Raw genomic sequence first — 15,909 nt, 5'->3', positions numbered from 1 at the left:
CTTTGGTAGGCAGGAGCATCCATGTCTGAACCCCTTGTCCTTGTGACGCAGTCGGGCGCCGTGCAAACACTGGCGCTCCACCGGCCCGCCGCGCTCAACAGCTTTACCGCCGAGTTGCATGCGCAACTGCTGGACGCCCTGGAGGCCGCTGCGGCTAACACCGAGGTGCGCTGCGTGGTGCTCACGGGCACGGGCCGGGCCTTCTGCGCCGGGCAGGACCTGGCCGACCCGGCCGTGGCGCCCGACCTCACGCCCGGCGCCGCGCCCAAGGACCTGGGTGAAGTGATCGAGAAACTCTACGGCCCGCTGTGCCTGCGCATCCGCAGCATGCCCATCCCCGTGGTGGCCGCCGTCAACGGCGTGGCCGCCGGCGCGGGCGCCAACCTGGCGCTCTCGTGCGACCTGGTGCTGGCTGCGCGCTCGGCCAGCTTCATCCAGGCCTTCACCAAGATCGGGCTGGTGCCCGACACCGGCGGCACCTGGCTGCTGCCGCGCCTGGTGGGCCGTGCGCAGGCCCTGGGCCTGGCGTTGCTGGGCGACAAGCTGCCCGCGGCCGATGCCGAGCGCCTGGGCCTGATCTGGCGCTGCGTGGACGATGCGGCCCTGCAGGACGAAGCCCAGGCCCTGGCCCAGCGCCTGGCCGCCATGCCCGTGACGGCGCTGGTGGCCACGCGCAATGCGATGGATGCCTCCGCGCAGATGGACTACGGCCAAGCCCTGGCCCGCGAGGCGGCCGTGCAGCGCACGCTGGGCGCCTCGGCCGACTACCGCGAGGGCGTCGAGGCCTTCATCGGCAAGCGCGCCCCCGTCTTCAAAGACCGCTGATCGAGTAGCCCCATGGATTCCTCTACCACCGCCATGGACCCCCAGGCCATCGCCGAGCACGTGCGCACCGGCATGCTCGCCAACGACCGCGCTACGCAGGGCCTGGGCATCGCCATCACGGCCATCGCGCCGGGCCGGGCCACGCTCGAGATGACCGTGCGCGCCGACATGCTCAACGGCTTCGACATCTGCCACGGCGGCTTCATCACCACACTGGCCGATTCGGCGTTCGCCTTCTCGTGCAATGCGCGCAACGACATGACCGTGGCCTCGGGCCTGTCCATCGACTTCCTGGCGCCCGCGCGCGAGGGCGACCGCCTCACGGCCGTGGCCACCGAAGTCTCGCTGGCCGGCCGCACCGGCGTCTACGACGTGAACGTGCACAACCAGCGCGGCGAGGCCATCGCGGTGTTCCGCGGCCGCTCGTACTGCATGAAGGGCAAGCACACCGTGCCGCTTGCCGATGCCGCCGGCCGCTGACCCCATCACCATTACAGGAGACATCCATGGCCGTGCGCCACCCCGCTCCAGGCGACCTGGAGCCCATCGAAACCGCCAGCCGCGACGAGGTCCAGGCGCTGCAGCTGCAGCGCCTGCGCTGGACGCTGCAGCACGCCTACGACAACGTGCCGCACTACCGGCGCGCCTTCGATGCCAAGGGCGTGCACCCGTCGGACCTGACGCAGCTGTCCGACCTCTCCAGGTTCCCCTTCACCGTCAAGAAGGACCTGCGCGACAACTACCCCTTCGGCATGTTCGCCGTGCCGCGCGAAAAGGTGGCGCGCATCCATGCCTCCTCGGGCACCACGGGCAAGCCCACGGTGGTGGGCTACACGCTCAAGGACATCGACACCTGGGCCGACCTGGTGGCACGGTCCATCCGCGCAGCGGGTGGGCGCGCCGGCGACCTGGTCCACATCGCCTACGGCTACGGCCTGTTCACGGGCGGCCTGGGCGCGCACTACGGCGCCGAGCGCGCGGGCTGCACGGTGATCCCCATGTCGGGCGGTCAGACCGAAAAGCAGGTGCAGCTGATCCGCGACTTCGGGCCCAGCATCATCATGGTCACGCCGTCCTACATGCAGGTCATCAACGAGGAGTTCGTGCGCCAGGGGCTGGACCCGCGCGAGAGCTCGCTCAAGATCGGCATCTTCGGCGCCGAGCCCTGGACCGAGGCCATGCGCCGCGAGATCGAGACCAAGGCCGGCATCGACGCGGTGGACATCTACGGCCTGTCCGAAGTGATGGGCCCGGGCGTGGCCAGCGAGTGCATCGAGAGCAAGGACGGCCCCGTGGTCTGGGAAGACCACTTCTACCCCGAGATCATCGACCCCGAGACGGGCGAGGTGCTGCCCGACGGCCAGGAGGGCGAACTCGTCTTCACCTCGCTGAGCAAGGAGGCGCTGCCCATGATCCGCTACCGCACGCGCGACCTCACGCGCCTCTTGCCTCCGACCTCGCGCGCTTTCCGCCGCATGGGCAAGATCGTGGGCCGCTCGGACGACATGCTCATCATCCGCGGCGTGAACGTGTTCCCCACGCAGATCGAAGAGATCGTGCTGCAGAACGAAAAACTCTCGGGCCAGTACCAGATCCTGGTGGCGCGCGACGGCAACCTCGACCAGGTCACCGTGCGCTGCGAGTTGCAGCCCGGCGTGGCCGACGGCGAGCGCCCCGACCTCACCGGCTGGGTGCAGCACCGCATCAAGACCCTGGTGGGCATCACCTGCCAGGTCGAGGTGCTGGCCACCGATTCCATCGAACGCACGCTGGTGGGCAAGGCCCGCCGCGTGATCGACCAGCGCCCACGCTAACCCTTCACGAAAGGACCACACCATGTACACCCAGGCCATGGACACCATGGGCAAGGAAGGCGGCGACGCCGGCAACAAGGCCCTGCGCAGCGCCGAGGAGATGCAGCGCCAGGAGGCCTTCGACGCGCGCATCGACGCGGGCGAATTCATCGAGGCCAAGGACTGGATGCCCGATCACTACCGCAAGACCCTGCTGCGCCAGATCAGCCAGCATGCGCACTCGGAGATCGTCGGCATGCTGCCCGAGGGCAACTGGATATCGCGCGCGCCCACGCTCAAGCGCAAGGCCATCCTGCTGGCCAAGGTGCAGGACGAGGGCGGCCACGGCCTGTACCTGTACGCCGCGGCCGAGACGCTGGGCAGCTCGCGCGACCAGATGCTGGATGCGCTGCACACCGGGCGCGCCAAGTACAGCTCCATCTTCAACTACCCCACGCTGACCTGGGCCGACATGGGCACCATCGGCTGGCTGGTCGATGGCGCGGCCATCATGAACCAGGTGCCGATCTGCCGCTGCTCGTACGCGCCGTATGCGCGCGCCATGGTGCGCATCTGCCGCGAAGAAAGCTTCCACCAGCGCCAGGGCTACGACGCGCTGCTCACCATGATGCAGCAGGGCACCGACGCCCAGCGCGCCATGGTGCAGGACGCAGTCAACCGCTGGTGGTGGCCCTCCATCATGATGTTCGGCCCGCCCGACGACCAGTCGCCCAACTCCGCGCAGTCGATGCGCTGGGGCATCAAGCGCGTCTCCAACGACACCCTGCGCCAGAAGTTCATCGACGCCACGGTGGAGCAGGCCCGCGTGCTGGGCGTGACGCTGCCCGACCCCGACCTGCAATGGAACGAGGAGCGCCAGGCGCACGACCACGGCGCCATCGACTGGAGCGAGTTCTGGCGCGTGATCGGCGGCGACGGCCCTTGCAACGAAGAACGCCTGGGCGCGCGCGTCAAGGCCTGGGACGACGGTGCCTGGGTGCGCGAAGCCGCCCTGGCCCATGCCGCCAAGCACGCCCCGGTGCGCGCTGCCGCCTGATTTCACCGAGATCCGAGATTTCCCCATGACGACCCCATCCTCTCCCTCCACCCCCGCCGCCGATCCCGCCATGGCCACCGAATGGCCGCTGTGGGAAGTCTTCGTGCGCAGCAAGGCCGGCCTGGACCACAAGCACTGCGGCAGCCTGCATGCGGCCGACCCGCGCATGGCCATCCAGCTGGCGCGCGACGTCTACACCCGGCGCCAGGAAGGCACCAGCGTCTGGGTCGTGCGCTCCGACCAGATCGTGGCCAGCGACCCCGGCGAGAAGTCCATGTACTTCGATCCCGCGCAGGACAAGGTCTACCGCCACCCCACCTTCTACGTGCTGCCCGAGTCCGTGGACCACATGTGAGCGCGCCCGCCATGCAAGCCACCAGCATCCACACCAGCCAGGACCCGGCCGTGCAGTACCTGCTGCGCATCGGCGACACCTGCCTCATCCTGGCCCAGCGCCTCTCGGAATGGTGCGGCCACGGCCCCGTCCTCGAAGAGGACATCGCCCTGTCCAACATGGCGCTGGACCTCGTGGGCCAGGCGCGCGCCGTGCTCACCCGCGCCGGCCAGCTCGAAGGCCGCGGCCACGACGAAGACCAGTTGGCCTTTCTGCGCGACGAGCGCGACTATGTCAACGTGACCCTGGTGGAGCTGCCGCGCGGTGACTTCGCCTTCACCATGGTGCGCAACGCCATGGTGGCCACCCTGTTCAAGCTGCTGTGGGAGCGCCTGGCCAGCTCCAGCGACACGGAGCTGGCCGCCATTGCCGGCAAGGCCCTCAAGGAGGCGCGCTACCACCAGCAGCATGCGGCCGACTGGGTCGTGCGCCTGGGCGACGGTACGGTCGAATCGCGCCGCCGCACCGAAGCGGCTTTGAAGGCCCTGTGGCGCTACACGCCCGAGCTTTTCGTGGTCGACGCGGTGGACGAATCCGCCCACGCCACCGGTCTGGGCCCGCGCTGGGCCGACCTGCAGGACGCCTGGACCGGCGAGATGGCGCAGATCCTGGCCGCTGCCAGCCTGGCCACGCCCCAGGAGTCAGCGTTCCGCAGCACCGGAAAGCAGGGCGTGCACAGCGAGCACATGGGCTACATCCTGACCGAGATGCAGTACCTGCAGCGCAGCTTTCCCGGAGGCGTGTGGTGATGATGGCCGAAGCCGTGGCGCCTTTTGAGACCGCCGACGCGCGCATTGCCCGCGCTTGGCAGGTGCTCGACGGCGTGCCCGATCCCGAGGTGCCCGCGGTCTCCGTGTGCGACCTGGGCATCGTGCGCGCCGTGCGCCTGGCGGGCGATGGCCTGGAGATCGTGCTCACCCCCACCTATTCGGGCTGCCCGGCCACCGAGGTGATCGAGCACGACGTGCTCGCCGCCATCGTGGCGGCCGGCCTGGGCCCGGCCCGCGCCACGCTGCAGCGTGCCCCGGCCTGGACCACCGACTGGATCACCGAACGCGGCCGCGCGCGCCTGCTGGCCTACGGCATCGCGCCGCCCGGCCCGCTGCCGCCGGGCACCGAGGTGCCGCTGCGCTTCATGCCGCGCACCGGGGCTGCAGCGCCGGCTTTGGCCTGCCCGCGCTGCGGCAGCCTGCAGACCGAGCGTCTCTCGGCCTTCGGCTCCACGGCCTGCAAGGCGCTGTACCGCTGCATGGCCTGCCGCGAGCCCTTCGAACATTTCAAGCCGCTGTGACGGCCACCCACCACAAGACACCGACATGAGCGTTATCTTCCATCCCCTGCGCGTGCGCGCCATCGAGCCCGACACGGCCGAGGCCGTCATCGTCTCCTTCGACGTGCCGCCCGAGCTGCGCGAGGTCTTCGGCTTCACCCAGGGCCAGTACCTCACGCTGCGCACCGACATCGGTGGCCAGGACCTGCGCCGCTCGTACTCCATCTGCGCCGGCGTGGACGACGCCGAGCTGCGCGTGGGCGTGCGCAAGGTCAACGGCGGCGTGTTCTCCAACTGGATCAACGCGCAGCTCAAGGTGGGCGACACCCTGCAGGTCATGGCGCCGCAGGGCCGCTTCTTCGTGCCCATCCAGGCTGCCGCGCAGCGCCACTACCTGGGCATCGCGGGCGGCAGCGGCATCACGCCCATCCTGTCCATCATGAAGACGGTGCTGGCGCGCGAACCCCGCAGCCGCTTCACGCTGATCTACGGCAACCGCACGCTGCAGTCCACGATGTTCAAGGAGGAGATCGAGGACCTCAAGAACCGCTACCTCACGCGCCTGGTGCTGCACCATGTGTTCTCGGCCGAGCAGACCGACGCGCCGCTGAACATGGGCTTCGTGAACCGCGAGAAGCTCGCCGAGTTCCTGAAGGCGCTGATCCCCGCGCAGAAGATCGATGAGGCCTTCATCTGCGGCCCCTTCCAGATGAACGACGAGGCCGAGGCCGCGCTGCTGGCCGGCGGCGTGCCGGCCGAGCGCATCCACGTGGAGCGCTTCGGCGTGGCCCTGCCCGCAGGAGGGCAGGTCGGCGCGGTGGTGCACGAGGCGCTGCCGGGCGATGCCAAGACCTCCCGCATCGCCATCGTGCGCGACGGCCTGCGGCGCGAATTCCCGTTCTCGGGCGAGCAGGCCAGCATCCTCGATGCGGCCTCGGCCGCCGGGCTGGAGGTGCCGTTCTCGTGCACCTCGGGCGTGTGCGGTACCTGCCGCGCCAAGTGCGTGGAGGGCGAGGTGCGCATGGAGCGCAACTTCGCGCTCGACAAGAACGAGGTGGCCGCCGGCTTCGTGCTCACCTGCCAGTGCCGGCCGCTGTCCGACAGCGTGGTGCTGTCGTTCGACGAACGCTGATGGTCGCTATGACGGCATCCACCGCTGCACACGGTGCCTGGCATCGGCAAGGAATGGGCCGCCGTGGGCCTGCGATGCCCCCGGATGCGGCAAGATGGCGCCCCTTCACTCCAGGATGCAAAGGAAAACTGCCCATGGCCCGAGGACGCTCCCCCGGATACGACGACCAGCGCGAAATGATCCTCCGCCATGCCGCCGAACTGTTCGCACGCCGCGGCTATCCCGCCACCTCGATGAACGAGGTGGCCGAGGCCTGCGGCCTGTCCAAGCCCACGCTGTACCACTACTTTCGCGACAAGTACAACCTGCTCGTGCACATCGCCGACGGCCATGTCTCGCGCCTGCAGGCGCTGGTGGAGGAGGTCGAGGCCCAGCAGCTCGCGCCCGAGGCGCGGCTGCGCGAACTGATCCACCGCTTCGTCGAGGAATACGCCGAGGCCCAGCACGCCCACCGCGTGCTGACCGAGGACGTGCGCTTCCTGCAGCCCGAGGACAGCGAGCGCATCCTGGGCAAGGAGCGCGCCGTGGTGGCCGCCTTCGCCACCGCGCTGGGGCAACTGCGCCCCGACACCGATGCCGCCGGCCTGACCAAGGCGCTGACCATGCTGCTGTTCGGCATGATCAACTGGATGTTCACCTGGCTCAAGCCCGACGGCGAACTCGACTACGGGACCATGGCGCCCATCGTTGCGGACCTGTTCTTTGGTGGATTTCCTGCCGTCCGAATGCCCATTGAACAGGCCCAAAGACCCGCGCGTCCATGACAATGGCCACGCACGTTCACCACCGCGTACCCGATACCGGCCGACAAGAGCCGGAACAGCGCTGAATCTTCCTTGCTTGCCTGCGCTGACAACACCATCCTTTCTTTTCCACAGGAGACAAACGCATGAAAAAAACCCGCTTCGCACAAATCGCGCTGGTGGCCGCAGCCGCCGCCATGGCCTGCGGCGCCGCCCTGGCCGACATCACCGTCGGCGTCACGGTGTCGGCCACCGGCCCCGCCGCCTCGCTGGGCATCCCCGAGAAGAACACCATCGCCCTGATGCCGCGCACCATCGGCGGCCAGAAGGTCAACTACATCGTGCTCGACGACGCGTCGGACACGACCACCGCCGTGGGCAACACGCGCAAGCTGATCAGCGAAAGCAAGGTCGACATCATCCTCGGGTCGAGCACCACGCCCAACTCGCTGGCCATGATCGACGTGGTCGCCGAAGCGCAGACGCCCATGATCTCCATGGCCGCCTCGGCGCGCATCGTCGAGCCCATGGACGCCAAGAAGAAGTGGGTCTTCAAGACCCCGCAGAACGACATCATGATGTCGCTGGCCATCGTGGACCACATGGCCAACGCCGGCGTGAAGACCGTGGCCTTCATCGGCTTTGCCGACGCCTACGGCGAAGGCTGGTACCAGGAGTTCGGCAAGGCCGCCGCCATCAAGAAGATCCAGATCGTGGCCAACGAGCGCTATGCGCGCACCGACACCTCGGTGACGGGCCAGACGCTGAAGATGATCTCGGCCAAGCCCGACGCCGTGCTCATCGCCGGCTCCGGCACGCCGGCCGCATTGCCCCAGAAGGCGCTCAAGGAGCGCGGCTTCACCGGCAAGGTCTACCAGACCCACGGCGTGGCCAATGCCGACTTCCTGCGCGTGGGCGGCAAGGACGTGGAAGGCACCTTCCTGCCCTCCGGCCCGGTGCTCGTGGCTTCGCAGCTGCCCGCCTCGCACCCGGTGAAGAAGTCGGCCAGCGCCTACGTGGCCGCCTATGAGGCCGCCCACGGCAAGGACAGCGTCTCCACCTTCGGCGCCCATGGCTGGGATGCCGGCGTGCTGATGGCCGCCGCCGTGCCGGTGGCCCTGAAGAAGGCCAAGCCCGGCACCGTGGAATTCCGCACGGCCCTGCGCGATGCGCTCGAGCAGATCAAGGAAGTGCCCGGCGCGCACGGCATCTTCAACATGTCCGAGAACGACCACCTGGGCCTGGACCAGCGCGCCCGCGTGATGGTCAAGATCGAGAACGGGACCTGGAAATACATTCCCTGACCCCCTGAGGCGCTGCGCGCCTTCCCCTCCAAGGGGACGCCACCCGTGGCCTGGCGAAGCCAGTTCCACGGTGGCGCTGGTCTGGGGCGCGCCGGTTTCGTGGTGTCCGTCTCTTCGGCGAAGAGCTGTCTGGAAATACCATGAAAATGGCCTCTGGCGCTTACTGGTAAAGCGCTGGCAGCTATTAAATATGTAGTAAGTGCTGGTCGACCTGCTTCTCAAAGAAAGCTGAATATGGATTTGCAGATTGCCCTGCTGCTGGGGCAGGACGGCATTGTCAATGGCGCCATCTACGGACTGATGGCGCTGGCGCTGGTGCTGGTTTTTTCCGTGACCCGGGTGATCTTCATCCCCCAGGGCGAGTTCGTGGCCTTCGGGGCGCTGACCATGGCCATGATGCAGGGCGGGCGCATCCCTGCCACGCTGTGGCTGCTGCTGGGCATGGCCGCTGTGGTGCTGCTGGTCGAGGTGGTGCGCTTTCAGCGCGGCAGCCCCGTGAACTGGCCCGCCACCGTGGTCTGGTGCCTGGTGCTGCCGCTGCTGGCGTGCGCACTCATCATCGGGCTGCGCCCCACCTCGCTGGGCATGCAGGCGCTCACCACGCTGATCCTCATCACGCCCATGGGGCCGCTGTTGTACCGCCTGGCGTATCGCCCGCTGGCCGATGCCACGGTGCTGATGCTGCTCATCGTCTCGGTGGCGCTGCATGGCGTGCTGGTGGGCCTGGGCCTGCTTTTCTTCGGCGCCGAAGGCTCGCGCACGCCACCGTTCTCGGAGGCGCGCTTCGACCTCGCGGGCATTCCCATCTCGGGCCAGTCGCTGGTGGTGCTGGGCGTCACGCTGGCGCTGGTGATGCTGCTGTTCCTGTTCTTCGGCCGCTCCATGGTGGGCAAGGCGCTGCGCGCCACGGCCCTCAACCGCGTGGGGGCGCGCCTCATGGGCATTCCCACCGAACTCTCGGGCGACGTGAGCTTCGCCCTGGCCGCGCTGATCGGTGCGGTCTCGGGCCTCTTGATCGCCCCACTCACCACCGTGTACTACGACACGGGTTTCCTGATCGGCCTCAAGGGCTTCGTCGCGGCCATCGTGGGCGGCCTGGGCAGCTATCCCATGGCGCTGCTCGGCGCGCTGATCGTGGGCCAGCTGGAGGCCTTTGCATCGTTCTGGGCCAGTGCCTACAAGGAGGTTCTCGTGTTCACGCTGATCGTTCCCGTGCTGTGGTGGCGCTCGCTCAACAGCCGCCATGTGGAGGATGAGGAATGAGCACGCCCGTCAAGACGAATATGGCTGCCGGCACACAAGATGCAGGCACATCGCGCGGCATCGCCACGCGCACCCAGCTCACGCTCGCGGCCGTGGCGCTGCTGGCCCTGTGCTGGGGCTTCCTGCCCGATTTCACCGTGGTCATGCTCAGCTACATCGGCCTGTATGCCATCGTCGCGGCGGGCCTGGTCATGCTCACCGGCGTGGGCGGCATGACCTCCTTCGGCCAGGCGGCCTTCGTGGGCGTCGGCGCCTATGCCACGGCCTGGATCTGCACGGCGCCCGCGTCGGTGCAGGCGCTCTCGGGCATCGTCGGCATGGCCGGCCTGCCCTGGGTGGGGCTGGTGCTCGGCCTTGTGATCACCTTCGCGGTGGCCTGGGGCCTGGGCTCGGTCACGCTCAAGCTGTCGGGCCACTACCTGCCGCTGTGCACCATCGCCTGGGGCCTGTCGCTGTACTACCTGTTCGGCAACATGGAATTCCTGGGGGGGCAGACCGGCATCACCGGCGTGCCGCCGCTCGTCGTGGCGGGCCTCTCGCTGGCCTCGCCGCGCGCCATCGGCGTGCTGATCTGGGCGGTGCTGCTGGTGTCGCTGTGGCTGCTGCACAACCTGCTCGACTCGCGCGAGGGCCGCGCCATCCGTGCGCTCAAGGGCGGGCGGGTGATGGCCGAGTCCATGGGCGTGGACACGGCGCGCTACCGCATCAAGCTCTTCGTGCTGGCGGCGCTGCTGGCGGCGATCTCGGGCTGGCTGTATGCGCACCTGCAGCGCTTTGTCAGCCCCACGCCGTTCAACCTCAACATCGGCATCGAGTACCTGTTCATGGCCGTGGTCGGCGGCGCCGGCCACCTCTGGGGCGCGGTGCTGGGCGCCACCCTCATCACCCTGCTCAAGGAAAAGCTGCAGGACGTGCTGCCCTCGCTGCTGGGCACCAGCGGCAACTTCGAGGTCATCGTCTTCGGCCTGCTCATGGTCTTCGTGCTGCAGCGCTTTGCCGACGGCCTGTGGCCCACGCTGAACCGCCTGAGCGAGCGCTGGCTGCGCCGCGAGGCGCCGCGCGCGGTGCGCGAGGCTGCACAGCTGGGCCAGCGTACCTTGCCCACGGCCGGCACGGTGCTGCTGCAGGCGCGCAACGTGACCAAGCGCTTCGGCGGCCTGGTCGCCAACAACAATGTCTCCATGGACGTGAAGGCCGGCGAGGTGCACGCGCTGATCGGCCCCAACGGGGCTGGCAAGAGCACCTTCTTCAACATGATCTCGGGTGTGGACGACGCCACCGAGGGCGAGGTGCGCCTGGTGGACCAGGCCATGCTGCGCCGCCCCTCGCGCGCCTTCGCGCGCCTGGGCATGGCGCGCACCTTCCAGCACGTGCGCCTCTTGGGCCAGCGCAGCGTGGTCGAGAACGTCGCCCTGGGCGCGCACCAGCGCGCCCACCGCGGCTGGATCGCCTCCATGCTGCGCCTGGACCGCGCCGAGGAAGCCGCCCTGCTGGCCGAGGCGCGCCGCCAGATCGAGCGCTGCGGCCTGGGTGCCCATGCCGATGCGCCCGCCGCCTCGCTGGCCCTGGGGCAGCAGCGCATCGTCGAGATCGCGCGTGCCCTGGCCGGCCAGCCGGCCATCCTGCTGCTCGACGAGCCCGCCGCCGGCCTGCGGCATCTGGAAAAGAAGGCCCTGGCCGACCTGCTGCGCCAACTGCGCGCCGAGGGCCTGGGCATCCTGGTGGTGGAGCACGACATGGAGTTCGTGATGAACCTGGCCGACCGCATCACCGTGCTGGAGTTCGGCACCGTGATCGCCGAGGGCACGCCCGTGGAGGTGCAGAGCAACCAGCGCGTGCTCGATGCCTACCTGGGCGGTGCCGACGACGACCTGCCCGCCGCTGCCGCCACCGAAGGAGCCCGCGCATGACCGCCTTGCTGCAACTGCAGGACCTCTCCGTGTCGTACGGCCCCGTGGAGGCCGTCCACCAGGTCCGGCTTGACGTGAACGAGGGCGAGATCGTCACCGTGATCGGCCCCAACGGCGCCGGCAAGACCACGCTGCTGTGCGCGGCCATGGGCCTGCTGCCTGCCACCGGCTCCATCACCCTGGCCGGCGAGCGCATCGCCCGCCCCAGCGTGGAAGCCATGGTGGCGCGCGGCGTGGCCCTGGTGCCTGAAAAGCGCGAACTCTTTGGCGAGATGTCGGTGGAGGACAATCTGCTGCTCGGCGGCTTCTCGCGCTGGCGCAAGGGCCAGCGCGACCAGGCGCAGCGCATGGAAGAGGTGTTCGGCATCTTCCCGCGCCTGCGCGAGCGCCGCGTGCAGCTGGCCTCCACGCTCTCGGGCGGCGAGCGGCAGATGCTGGCCATCGGCCGTGCGCTGATGGCCCGCCCGCGCCTGTTGATGCTCGACGAGCCCTCGCTCGGCCTGGCGCCGCTCATCGTGCGCGAGGTGCTGCAGGTGGTGTCCTCGCTGCGCCAGCACGGCGTGTCGGTGTTGCTGGTGGAGCAGAACGCCCGCGCCGCCTTGCGCGTGGCCGACCGCGCCTATGTGCTGGAGATGGGCGCCGTGGCGCTCACGGGCGCCGCGCAGGACCTGCTCAACGACCGCCGCATCATCGACACCTACCTGGGTATGGGAGGGGCGGCGCACGCCCGGGCCGAAGCCCATTGAAAGTCCCGAGGACCGCCGCGCAGCGCAGCGACCGTCCTGTTTCGCCCTTTCGCAGGCCTTGGGGCTGCGGAAGGGCTTTTGCGTTGTGAAGATCCATGAATACGACAGGAGACAAAGCATGAAGACAGGCGTTCAGCCAGGGTTGGCACGCAGGGCGTTTTTGCGTTCGGGTGGGGCATTGGCCGCGGGTCTGGCGGGAACGGCCTGGGCCCAGGACAGCGCGGGCGTGACCGACAGCGAGATCGTGATCGGCCAGTCCTGCCAGCTGAGCGGCCCGCTCGCGGCGCTGACCAGCGAGGTGCGCCAGGGCGCGGCCCTGTATTTCGACCATGTGAATGCCTCGGGCGGCGTGCGCGGCCGCAAGATCCGCGTGGTCGCCATCGACGATGCCTACGACCCCAAGAAGGCCGCCGAGAACACGAAGAAGCTGATCGACGAGGACAAGGTGCTCGCGCTGTTCCAGTACGCGGGCACCCCGCCCGCGCTGGCCGCCCTGCCGATCGCCGAGGAGCGCGGCGTGCCCTTCATCGCGCCGTTCACGGGCTCCGACGGCCTGCGCCAGGCCAGCAGCCGCTACGTGTTCAACATCAAGGCAGGCTATGCGACCGAGCTCGATGCCACCGTGAAGCAACTGGCCTCGGTGGGCATCGCGCGCATCGCGGCGGTCTACCTCAACAACCCCTTCGGCACGGGCGGGCTGGCCTCGGTCGAGAAGTCGGTCAAGAACCACAAGGTGGAACTCGTGGCCCAGGCCCCGCTGGAGGTGGATGGCTCGAAGATGGCGGACGCCGTGGCCTCGGTGGCCAAGGCCACGCCCCAGGCCATCATCGTCATCAGCGCGGGCAAGCCCAGCGTGGATTTCGTCGATGCCTACCTGGCGGCCGGGCACCGTTCCACCTTCTACATGCTCTCGGTGATCAGCAACGCCCAGCTGGTCAAGGCGCTGGGCGAGCGCGCGCGGGGCGTGGTGGTGTCGCAGGTCGTGCCCTCGCCGTGGAACCAGAGCATGCCGATCTCTCGCGAGTTCCAGACCCTGGCCAAGGCCAAGGGCATCACCGAGTACACCTTCAGCCAGATGGAGGGATTCATCTCCGCCCGCTTCTTGGTCGAGGCGCTGCAGCGCGCGGGCGCCAAGCCCACGCGCGCAGGGCTGGTGCAGGCCATGGAGTCGATGAAGAGCGTGAACCTGGGCGGCTACCCCGTGGAGCTGTCGGCCACGCAGCACAGTTCGGGCAAGTTCGTGGATCTGCTCATGATGGGCCGCGACGGCCGGTTCACCAAATAGGCCGCACAGGCAGCACGCGCTGCTCAGGAGTTGAGCAGCGCACCTCCCTCGGAGGCTTCCAGCAAGCGCGTGAGCAGCGGGTGCATGACCTTGCGCGCGTTGTAGATCAGGTGGAACTGCTCCTGCACGTCGGGCGTGGCGCCCACCTGCACCAGCCCATGGGTTTGTTGCAGGTGCGCGCCCACCGACACGGGGGCCGGCATCACACCCATGCCCGTGGCGGCAAAGGTGCTGAGCAGGGCGCTGTCCTCGAACTCGCCCGCAATGCGTGGGCGGATGCGTTCGCGCTCCAGCCAGTGGTCGATGCGCGCACGCATGGCCGCATGGTCCGTGGGCAGCAGCACGGGCACCACCGCCAGGCTCTGCGGAAACTGCCGCGCCGCCGCTTCGGCCCACACGGGTGGGGCATACCAGGCCACGGCGCTCGTGCCCAGCAGCTGGCTGGTGGTCTTGAGGGCCGGGTTGGGCGGCGCGGCGCGGTCGGCCAGCACCGCGTCGAGCTTGTGCAGCGCGAGCTCGCCGAGCAGCGGCTGGAACTCCCCCTCGTGGCACAGCAGGCGCAGGTGGGGCTCGTCGAGCACGGGCGTGAGCAGCCGGTGCATGGCCAGCTTGGCGATGCCGTCCGAGATGCCCAGGTTCAGCCGCAGCGTCTGGCCGCTGGCGGCCTCGCGCACGCGGTGGGTCAGCTGCTCGCCCAGGGCAAAGATGTGGTCGGCCTCGTGCAGCGCGGCCACGCCGGCCTCGGTGAGCACCAGGCTGCGCCCCTCGGTGCGCAGCAGGCTGGTTCCCAGGGCCTGCTCAAGGGAGCGCACCTGCGCGCTGATGGTCTGCACGGCCATGTCCAGCCGCTCGGCGGCGCGCGCGATGCCGCCCTCCTTGGCGACCACCCAGAAGTAGTACAGGTGGCGGTAGTTGAAGCTCTGGCTCATGGTCTTGCGTATCCCAGTGCGTTGAAGGGGTATCGGTGCAGGAACTGATTGGTTCGTAAAAACCGAACAAATAGTACCGTGAAGGCAGGTTTTTAAGATGCAAAAGCATCCCTACAGTGCGGGCTTGTCCTGAATGCCAACCCATTGCACCGGAGAGAACCCATGCGCCACGCCGCACCCCTTCCCCTGTCCGCCCCGACCCCGGGCCTGCCACCCCTGCCGCGTTCGCGGCGCTGACGCCGTCGCGCGAAGGAGCAAGACTTCATGGAAACGATCGGAACCTGGTGGATGTGGGCGGGCTTTGCCGTCTTCGTGGTGGTGGCCATCGGCATCGACCTGCTGGTGATGGAGCGCCAGGGCGCGCACAAGGTCACGATGAAGGAGGCCGCGCGCTGGAGCCTGCTGTGGTTCTCGCTGGCCTTCGTGTTCGTGGGCATCCTCTGGTGGTACCTGGACGGCAGCCAGGGCCGCGAGGTGGCCAACACGGTGTCGATGCAGTTCATCACCGGCTACCTGGTGGAAAAAAGCCTTTCGGTGGACAACATCTTTGTGTTCCTGATGCTGTTCAGCTATTTCGCCGTGCCGCCGCAGTACCAGAAGCGCGCGCTCATCATCGGCATCATCGGCGCGATCGTGCTGCGCACGCTGCTCATCCTGGCAGGCGCCTGGCTGCTGGCCACCTTCCACTGGCTGCTGTACGTGTTCGGCGCGTTCCTCGTGGTGACGGGTGCCAAGATGTGGTTCGCGGCCGGGCAGGAGCCCGACATCGCGACCAACCCCGTGCTCAGGTTGCTGAAGAAGCGCATCCGCATCACCGACCAGTTCGACGGCGAAAAGCTCTCCACGCTGGTCCAGGGCGTCAAGCACTACACCCCGCTGTTCGTGGTGCTGGTGCTCATCGGCACCACCGACATCATCTTCGCGGTGGACAGCATCCCGGCCATCTTCGCCATCACCAGCGACCCGTTCATCGTGCTCACGGCCAACATCTTCGCCATCCTGGGCCTGCGTGCGCTGTACTTCCTGCTGGCGGACCTGGCCGACCGCTTCCACCTGCTGGCCTATGGCCTGGCCCTGGTGCTGGTGTTCATCGGCGGCAAGATGCTGCTCATCGACCTCGTGAAGATTCCGATCGGCTACGCGCTGCTGGTCACGGCATCGCTGATCGCGGGTTCGATCTTCCTGTCGCTGCGCAACTCGGCCCCGGGCGCCCACAAGCCCCTGGCATCGCCATCCAAGGACTGAAGGGAGTAGGAGA

General features: G+C 68.5%; 16 protein-coding genes. 15 read left to right on the top strand and 1 reads right to left on the bottom strand.

Translation table 11 applies throughout. The features are described 5' to 3' along the window. The first annotated feature begins 21 nt into the window (after positions 1–21). The 14 genes from AC3RCE_RS22820 (at position 22) to AC3RCE_RS22755 (ending at position 13,722) form a co-directional block, all read left to right on the top strand. Positions 22–825, top strand: coding sequence for an enoyl-CoA hydratase-related protein (locus tag AC3RCE_RS22820; protein ID WP_218341289.1), 804 nt, complete (start codon positions 22–24; stop codon positions 823–825). Positions 826–837: 12 nt separating this feature from the next. After that, positions 838–1,305, top strand: coding sequence for a hydroxyphenylacetyl-CoA thioesterase PaaI (gene paaI / locus AC3RCE_RS22815; protein ID WP_218341290.1), 468 nt, complete (start codon positions 838–840; stop codon positions 1,303–1,305). Between the two features lie 26 nt (positions 1,306–1,331). Further along, a complete protein-coding gene (gene paaK, locus AC3RCE_RS22810) occupies positions 1,332–2,639 on the top strand; it encodes a phenylacetate--CoA ligase PaaK (protein WP_492254034.1) in 1,308 nt (435 codons plus the stop codon). Positions 2,640–2,661: 22 nt separating this feature from the next. Further along, positions 2,662–3,675 (top strand): 1,2-phenylacetyl-CoA epoxidase subunit PaaA, encoded by a 1,014-nt coding sequence (gene paaA / locus AC3RCE_RS22805; protein WP_492254033.1) that lies wholly within the window; start codon positions 2,662–2,664, stop codon positions 3,673–3,675. 25 nt (positions 3,676–3,700) lie between these two features. Beyond that, the gene (gene paaB, locus AC3RCE_RS22800) at positions 3,701–4,030 is read left to right on the top strand and encodes a 1,2-phenylacetyl-CoA epoxidase subunit PaaB (protein WP_186457925.1); all 330 of its coding nucleotides are present in this window, start codon (positions 3,701–3,703) and stop codon (positions 4,028–4,030) included. Between the two features lie 11 nt (positions 4,031–4,041). Further along, complete coding sequence (gene paaC, locus AC3RCE_RS22795; RefSeq protein WP_492254032.1) at positions 4,042–4,818, top strand: 1,2-phenylacetyl-CoA epoxidase subunit PaaC; 777 nt, start codon at positions 4,042–4,044, stop codon at positions 4,816–4,818. Further along, on the top strand, positions 4,818–5,360 hold the full coding sequence (gene paaD, locus AC3RCE_RS22790; protein WP_492254031.1) for a 1,2-phenylacetyl-CoA epoxidase subunit PaaD: 543 nt from the start codon (positions 4,818–4,820) through the stop codon (positions 5,358–5,360). The genes paaC and paaD overlap by 1 nt, the downstream gene beginning before the upstream one ends. A gap of 25 nt (positions 5,361–5,385) precedes the next feature. Next, positions 5,386–6,471, top strand: coding sequence for a 1,2-phenylacetyl-CoA epoxidase subunit PaaE (paaE, locus tag AC3RCE_RS22785; RefSeq protein WP_492254030.1), 1,086 nt, complete (start codon positions 5,386–5,388; stop codon positions 6,469–6,471). 134 nt (positions 6,472–6,605) lie between these two features. Continuing rightward, complete coding sequence (locus AC3RCE_RS22780) at positions 6,606–7,235, top strand: TetR/AcrR family transcriptional regulator (protein ID WP_492254029.1); 630 nt, start codon at positions 6,606–6,608, stop codon at positions 7,233–7,235. Between the two features lie 125 nt (positions 7,236–7,360). Continuing rightward, on the top strand, positions 7,361–8,518 hold the full coding sequence (locus AC3RCE_RS22775) for an ABC transporter substrate-binding protein (protein ID WP_492254028.1): 1,158 nt from the start codon (positions 7,361–7,363) through the stop codon (positions 8,516–8,518). Between the two features lie 234 nt (positions 8,519–8,752). Beyond that, positions 8,753–9,781, top strand: coding sequence for a branched-chain amino acid ABC transporter permease (locus AC3RCE_RS22770; protein WP_492254027.1), 1,029 nt, complete (start codon positions 8,753–8,755; stop codon positions 9,779–9,781). After that, on the top strand, positions 9,778–11,691 hold the full coding sequence (locus tag AC3RCE_RS22765; protein ID WP_492254026.1) for a branched-chain amino acid ABC transporter ATP-binding protein/permease: 1,914 nt from the start codon (positions 9,778–9,780) through the stop codon (positions 11,689–11,691). Before AC3RCE_RS22770 ends, AC3RCE_RS22765 begins: the two co-directional genes overlap by 4 nt. After that, on the top strand, positions 11,688–12,437 hold the full coding sequence (locus AC3RCE_RS22760) for an ABC transporter ATP-binding protein (RefSeq protein WP_218341295.1): 750 nt from the start codon (positions 11,688–11,690) through the stop codon (positions 12,435–12,437). The genes AC3RCE_RS22765 and AC3RCE_RS22760 overlap by 4 nt, the downstream gene beginning before the upstream one ends. Positions 12,438–12,555: 118 nt before the next feature. Then, positions 12,556–13,722 carry an ABC transporter substrate-binding protein gene (locus AC3RCE_RS22755; protein WP_492245103.1) on the top strand — a complete coding sequence of 389 codons (1,167 nt, stop codon included), beginning with the start codon at positions 12,556–12,558 and terminating at the stop codon, positions 13,720–13,722. Between the two features lie 23 nt (positions 13,723–13,745). On the opposite strand, the gene AC3RCE_RS22750 is transcribed toward AC3RCE_RS22755, so the two are convergent. Further along, complete coding sequence (locus tag AC3RCE_RS22750; protein ID WP_492254025.1) at positions 13,746–14,651, bottom strand: LysR family transcriptional regulator; 906 nt, start codon at positions 14,649–14,651, stop codon at positions 13,746–13,748. Positions 14,652–14,915: 264 nt separating this feature from the next. On the opposite strand from AC3RCE_RS22750, the gene AC3RCE_RS22745 reads away from it, so the two are divergent. Further along, a complete protein-coding gene (locus AC3RCE_RS22745) occupies positions 14,916–15,896 on the top strand; it encodes a TerC family protein (RefSeq protein WP_492254024.1) in 981 nt (326 codons plus the stop codon). The last annotated feature ends 13 nt before the right edge of the window (positions 15,897–15,909 follow it).

The sequence above is a fragment of the Acidovorax sp. GW823-FHT05D11 genome (assembly GCF_058795695.1).
Note: the sequence above shows the minus strand (reverse complement) of the source record. Positions and strands in the feature narration are given on the sequence as shown.

Coding starts and splice junctions, on each gene's coding strand:
- AC3RCE_RS22820 (WP_218341289.1), top strand. CDS start 22: ATGTCTGAACCCCTTGTCCTTGTGACGCAGTCGGGCGCCGTGCAAACA.
- paaI (WP_218341290.1), top strand. CDS start 838: ATGGATTCCTCTACCACCGCCATGGACCCCCAGGCCATCGCCGAGCAC.
- paaK (WP_492254034.1), top strand. CDS start 1,332: ATGGCCGTGCGCCACCCCGCTCCAGGCGACCTGGAGCCCATCGAAACC.
- paaA (WP_492254033.1), top strand. CDS start 2,662: ATGTACACCCAGGCCATGGACACCATGGGCAAGGAAGGCGGCGACGCC.
- paaB (WP_186457925.1), top strand. CDS start 3,701: ATGACGACCCCATCCTCTCCCTCCACCCCCGCCGCCGATCCCGCCATG.
- paaC (WP_492254032.1), top strand. CDS start 4,042: ATGCAAGCCACCAGCATCCACACCAGCCAGGACCCGGCCGTGCAGTAC.
- paaD (WP_492254031.1), top strand. CDS start 4,818: ATGATGGCCGAAGCCGTGGCGCCTTTTGAGACCGCCGACGCGCGCATT.
- paaE (WP_492254030.1), top strand. CDS start 5,386: ATGAGCGTTATCTTCCATCCCCTGCGCGTGCGCGCCATCGAGCCCGAC.
- AC3RCE_RS22780 (WP_492254029.1), top strand. CDS start 6,606: ATGGCCCGAGGACGCTCCCCCGGATACGACGACCAGCGCGAAATGATC.
- AC3RCE_RS22775 (WP_492254028.1), top strand. CDS start 7,361: ATGAAAAAAACCCGCTTCGCACAAATCGCGCTGGTGGCCGCAGCCGCC.
- AC3RCE_RS22770 (WP_492254027.1), top strand. CDS start 8,753: ATGGATTTGCAGATTGCCCTGCTGCTGGGGCAGGACGGCATTGTCAAT.
- AC3RCE_RS22765 (WP_492254026.1), top strand. CDS start 9,778: ATGAGCACGCCCGTCAAGACGAATATGGCTGCCGGCACACAAGATGCA.
- AC3RCE_RS22760 (WP_218341295.1), top strand. CDS start 11,688: ATGACCGCCTTGCTGCAACTGCAGGACCTCTCCGTGTCGTACGGCCCC.
- AC3RCE_RS22755 (WP_492245103.1), top strand. CDS start 12,556: ATGAAGACAGGCGTTCAGCCAGGGTTGGCACGCAGGGCGTTTTTGCGT.
- AC3RCE_RS22750 (WP_492254025.1), bottom strand. CDS start 14,651: ATGAGCCAGAGCTTCAACTACCGCCACCTGTACTACTTCTGGGTGGTC.
- AC3RCE_RS22745 (WP_492254024.1), top strand. CDS start 14,916: ATGGAAACGATCGGAACCTGGTGGATGTGGGCGGGCTTTGCCGTCTTC.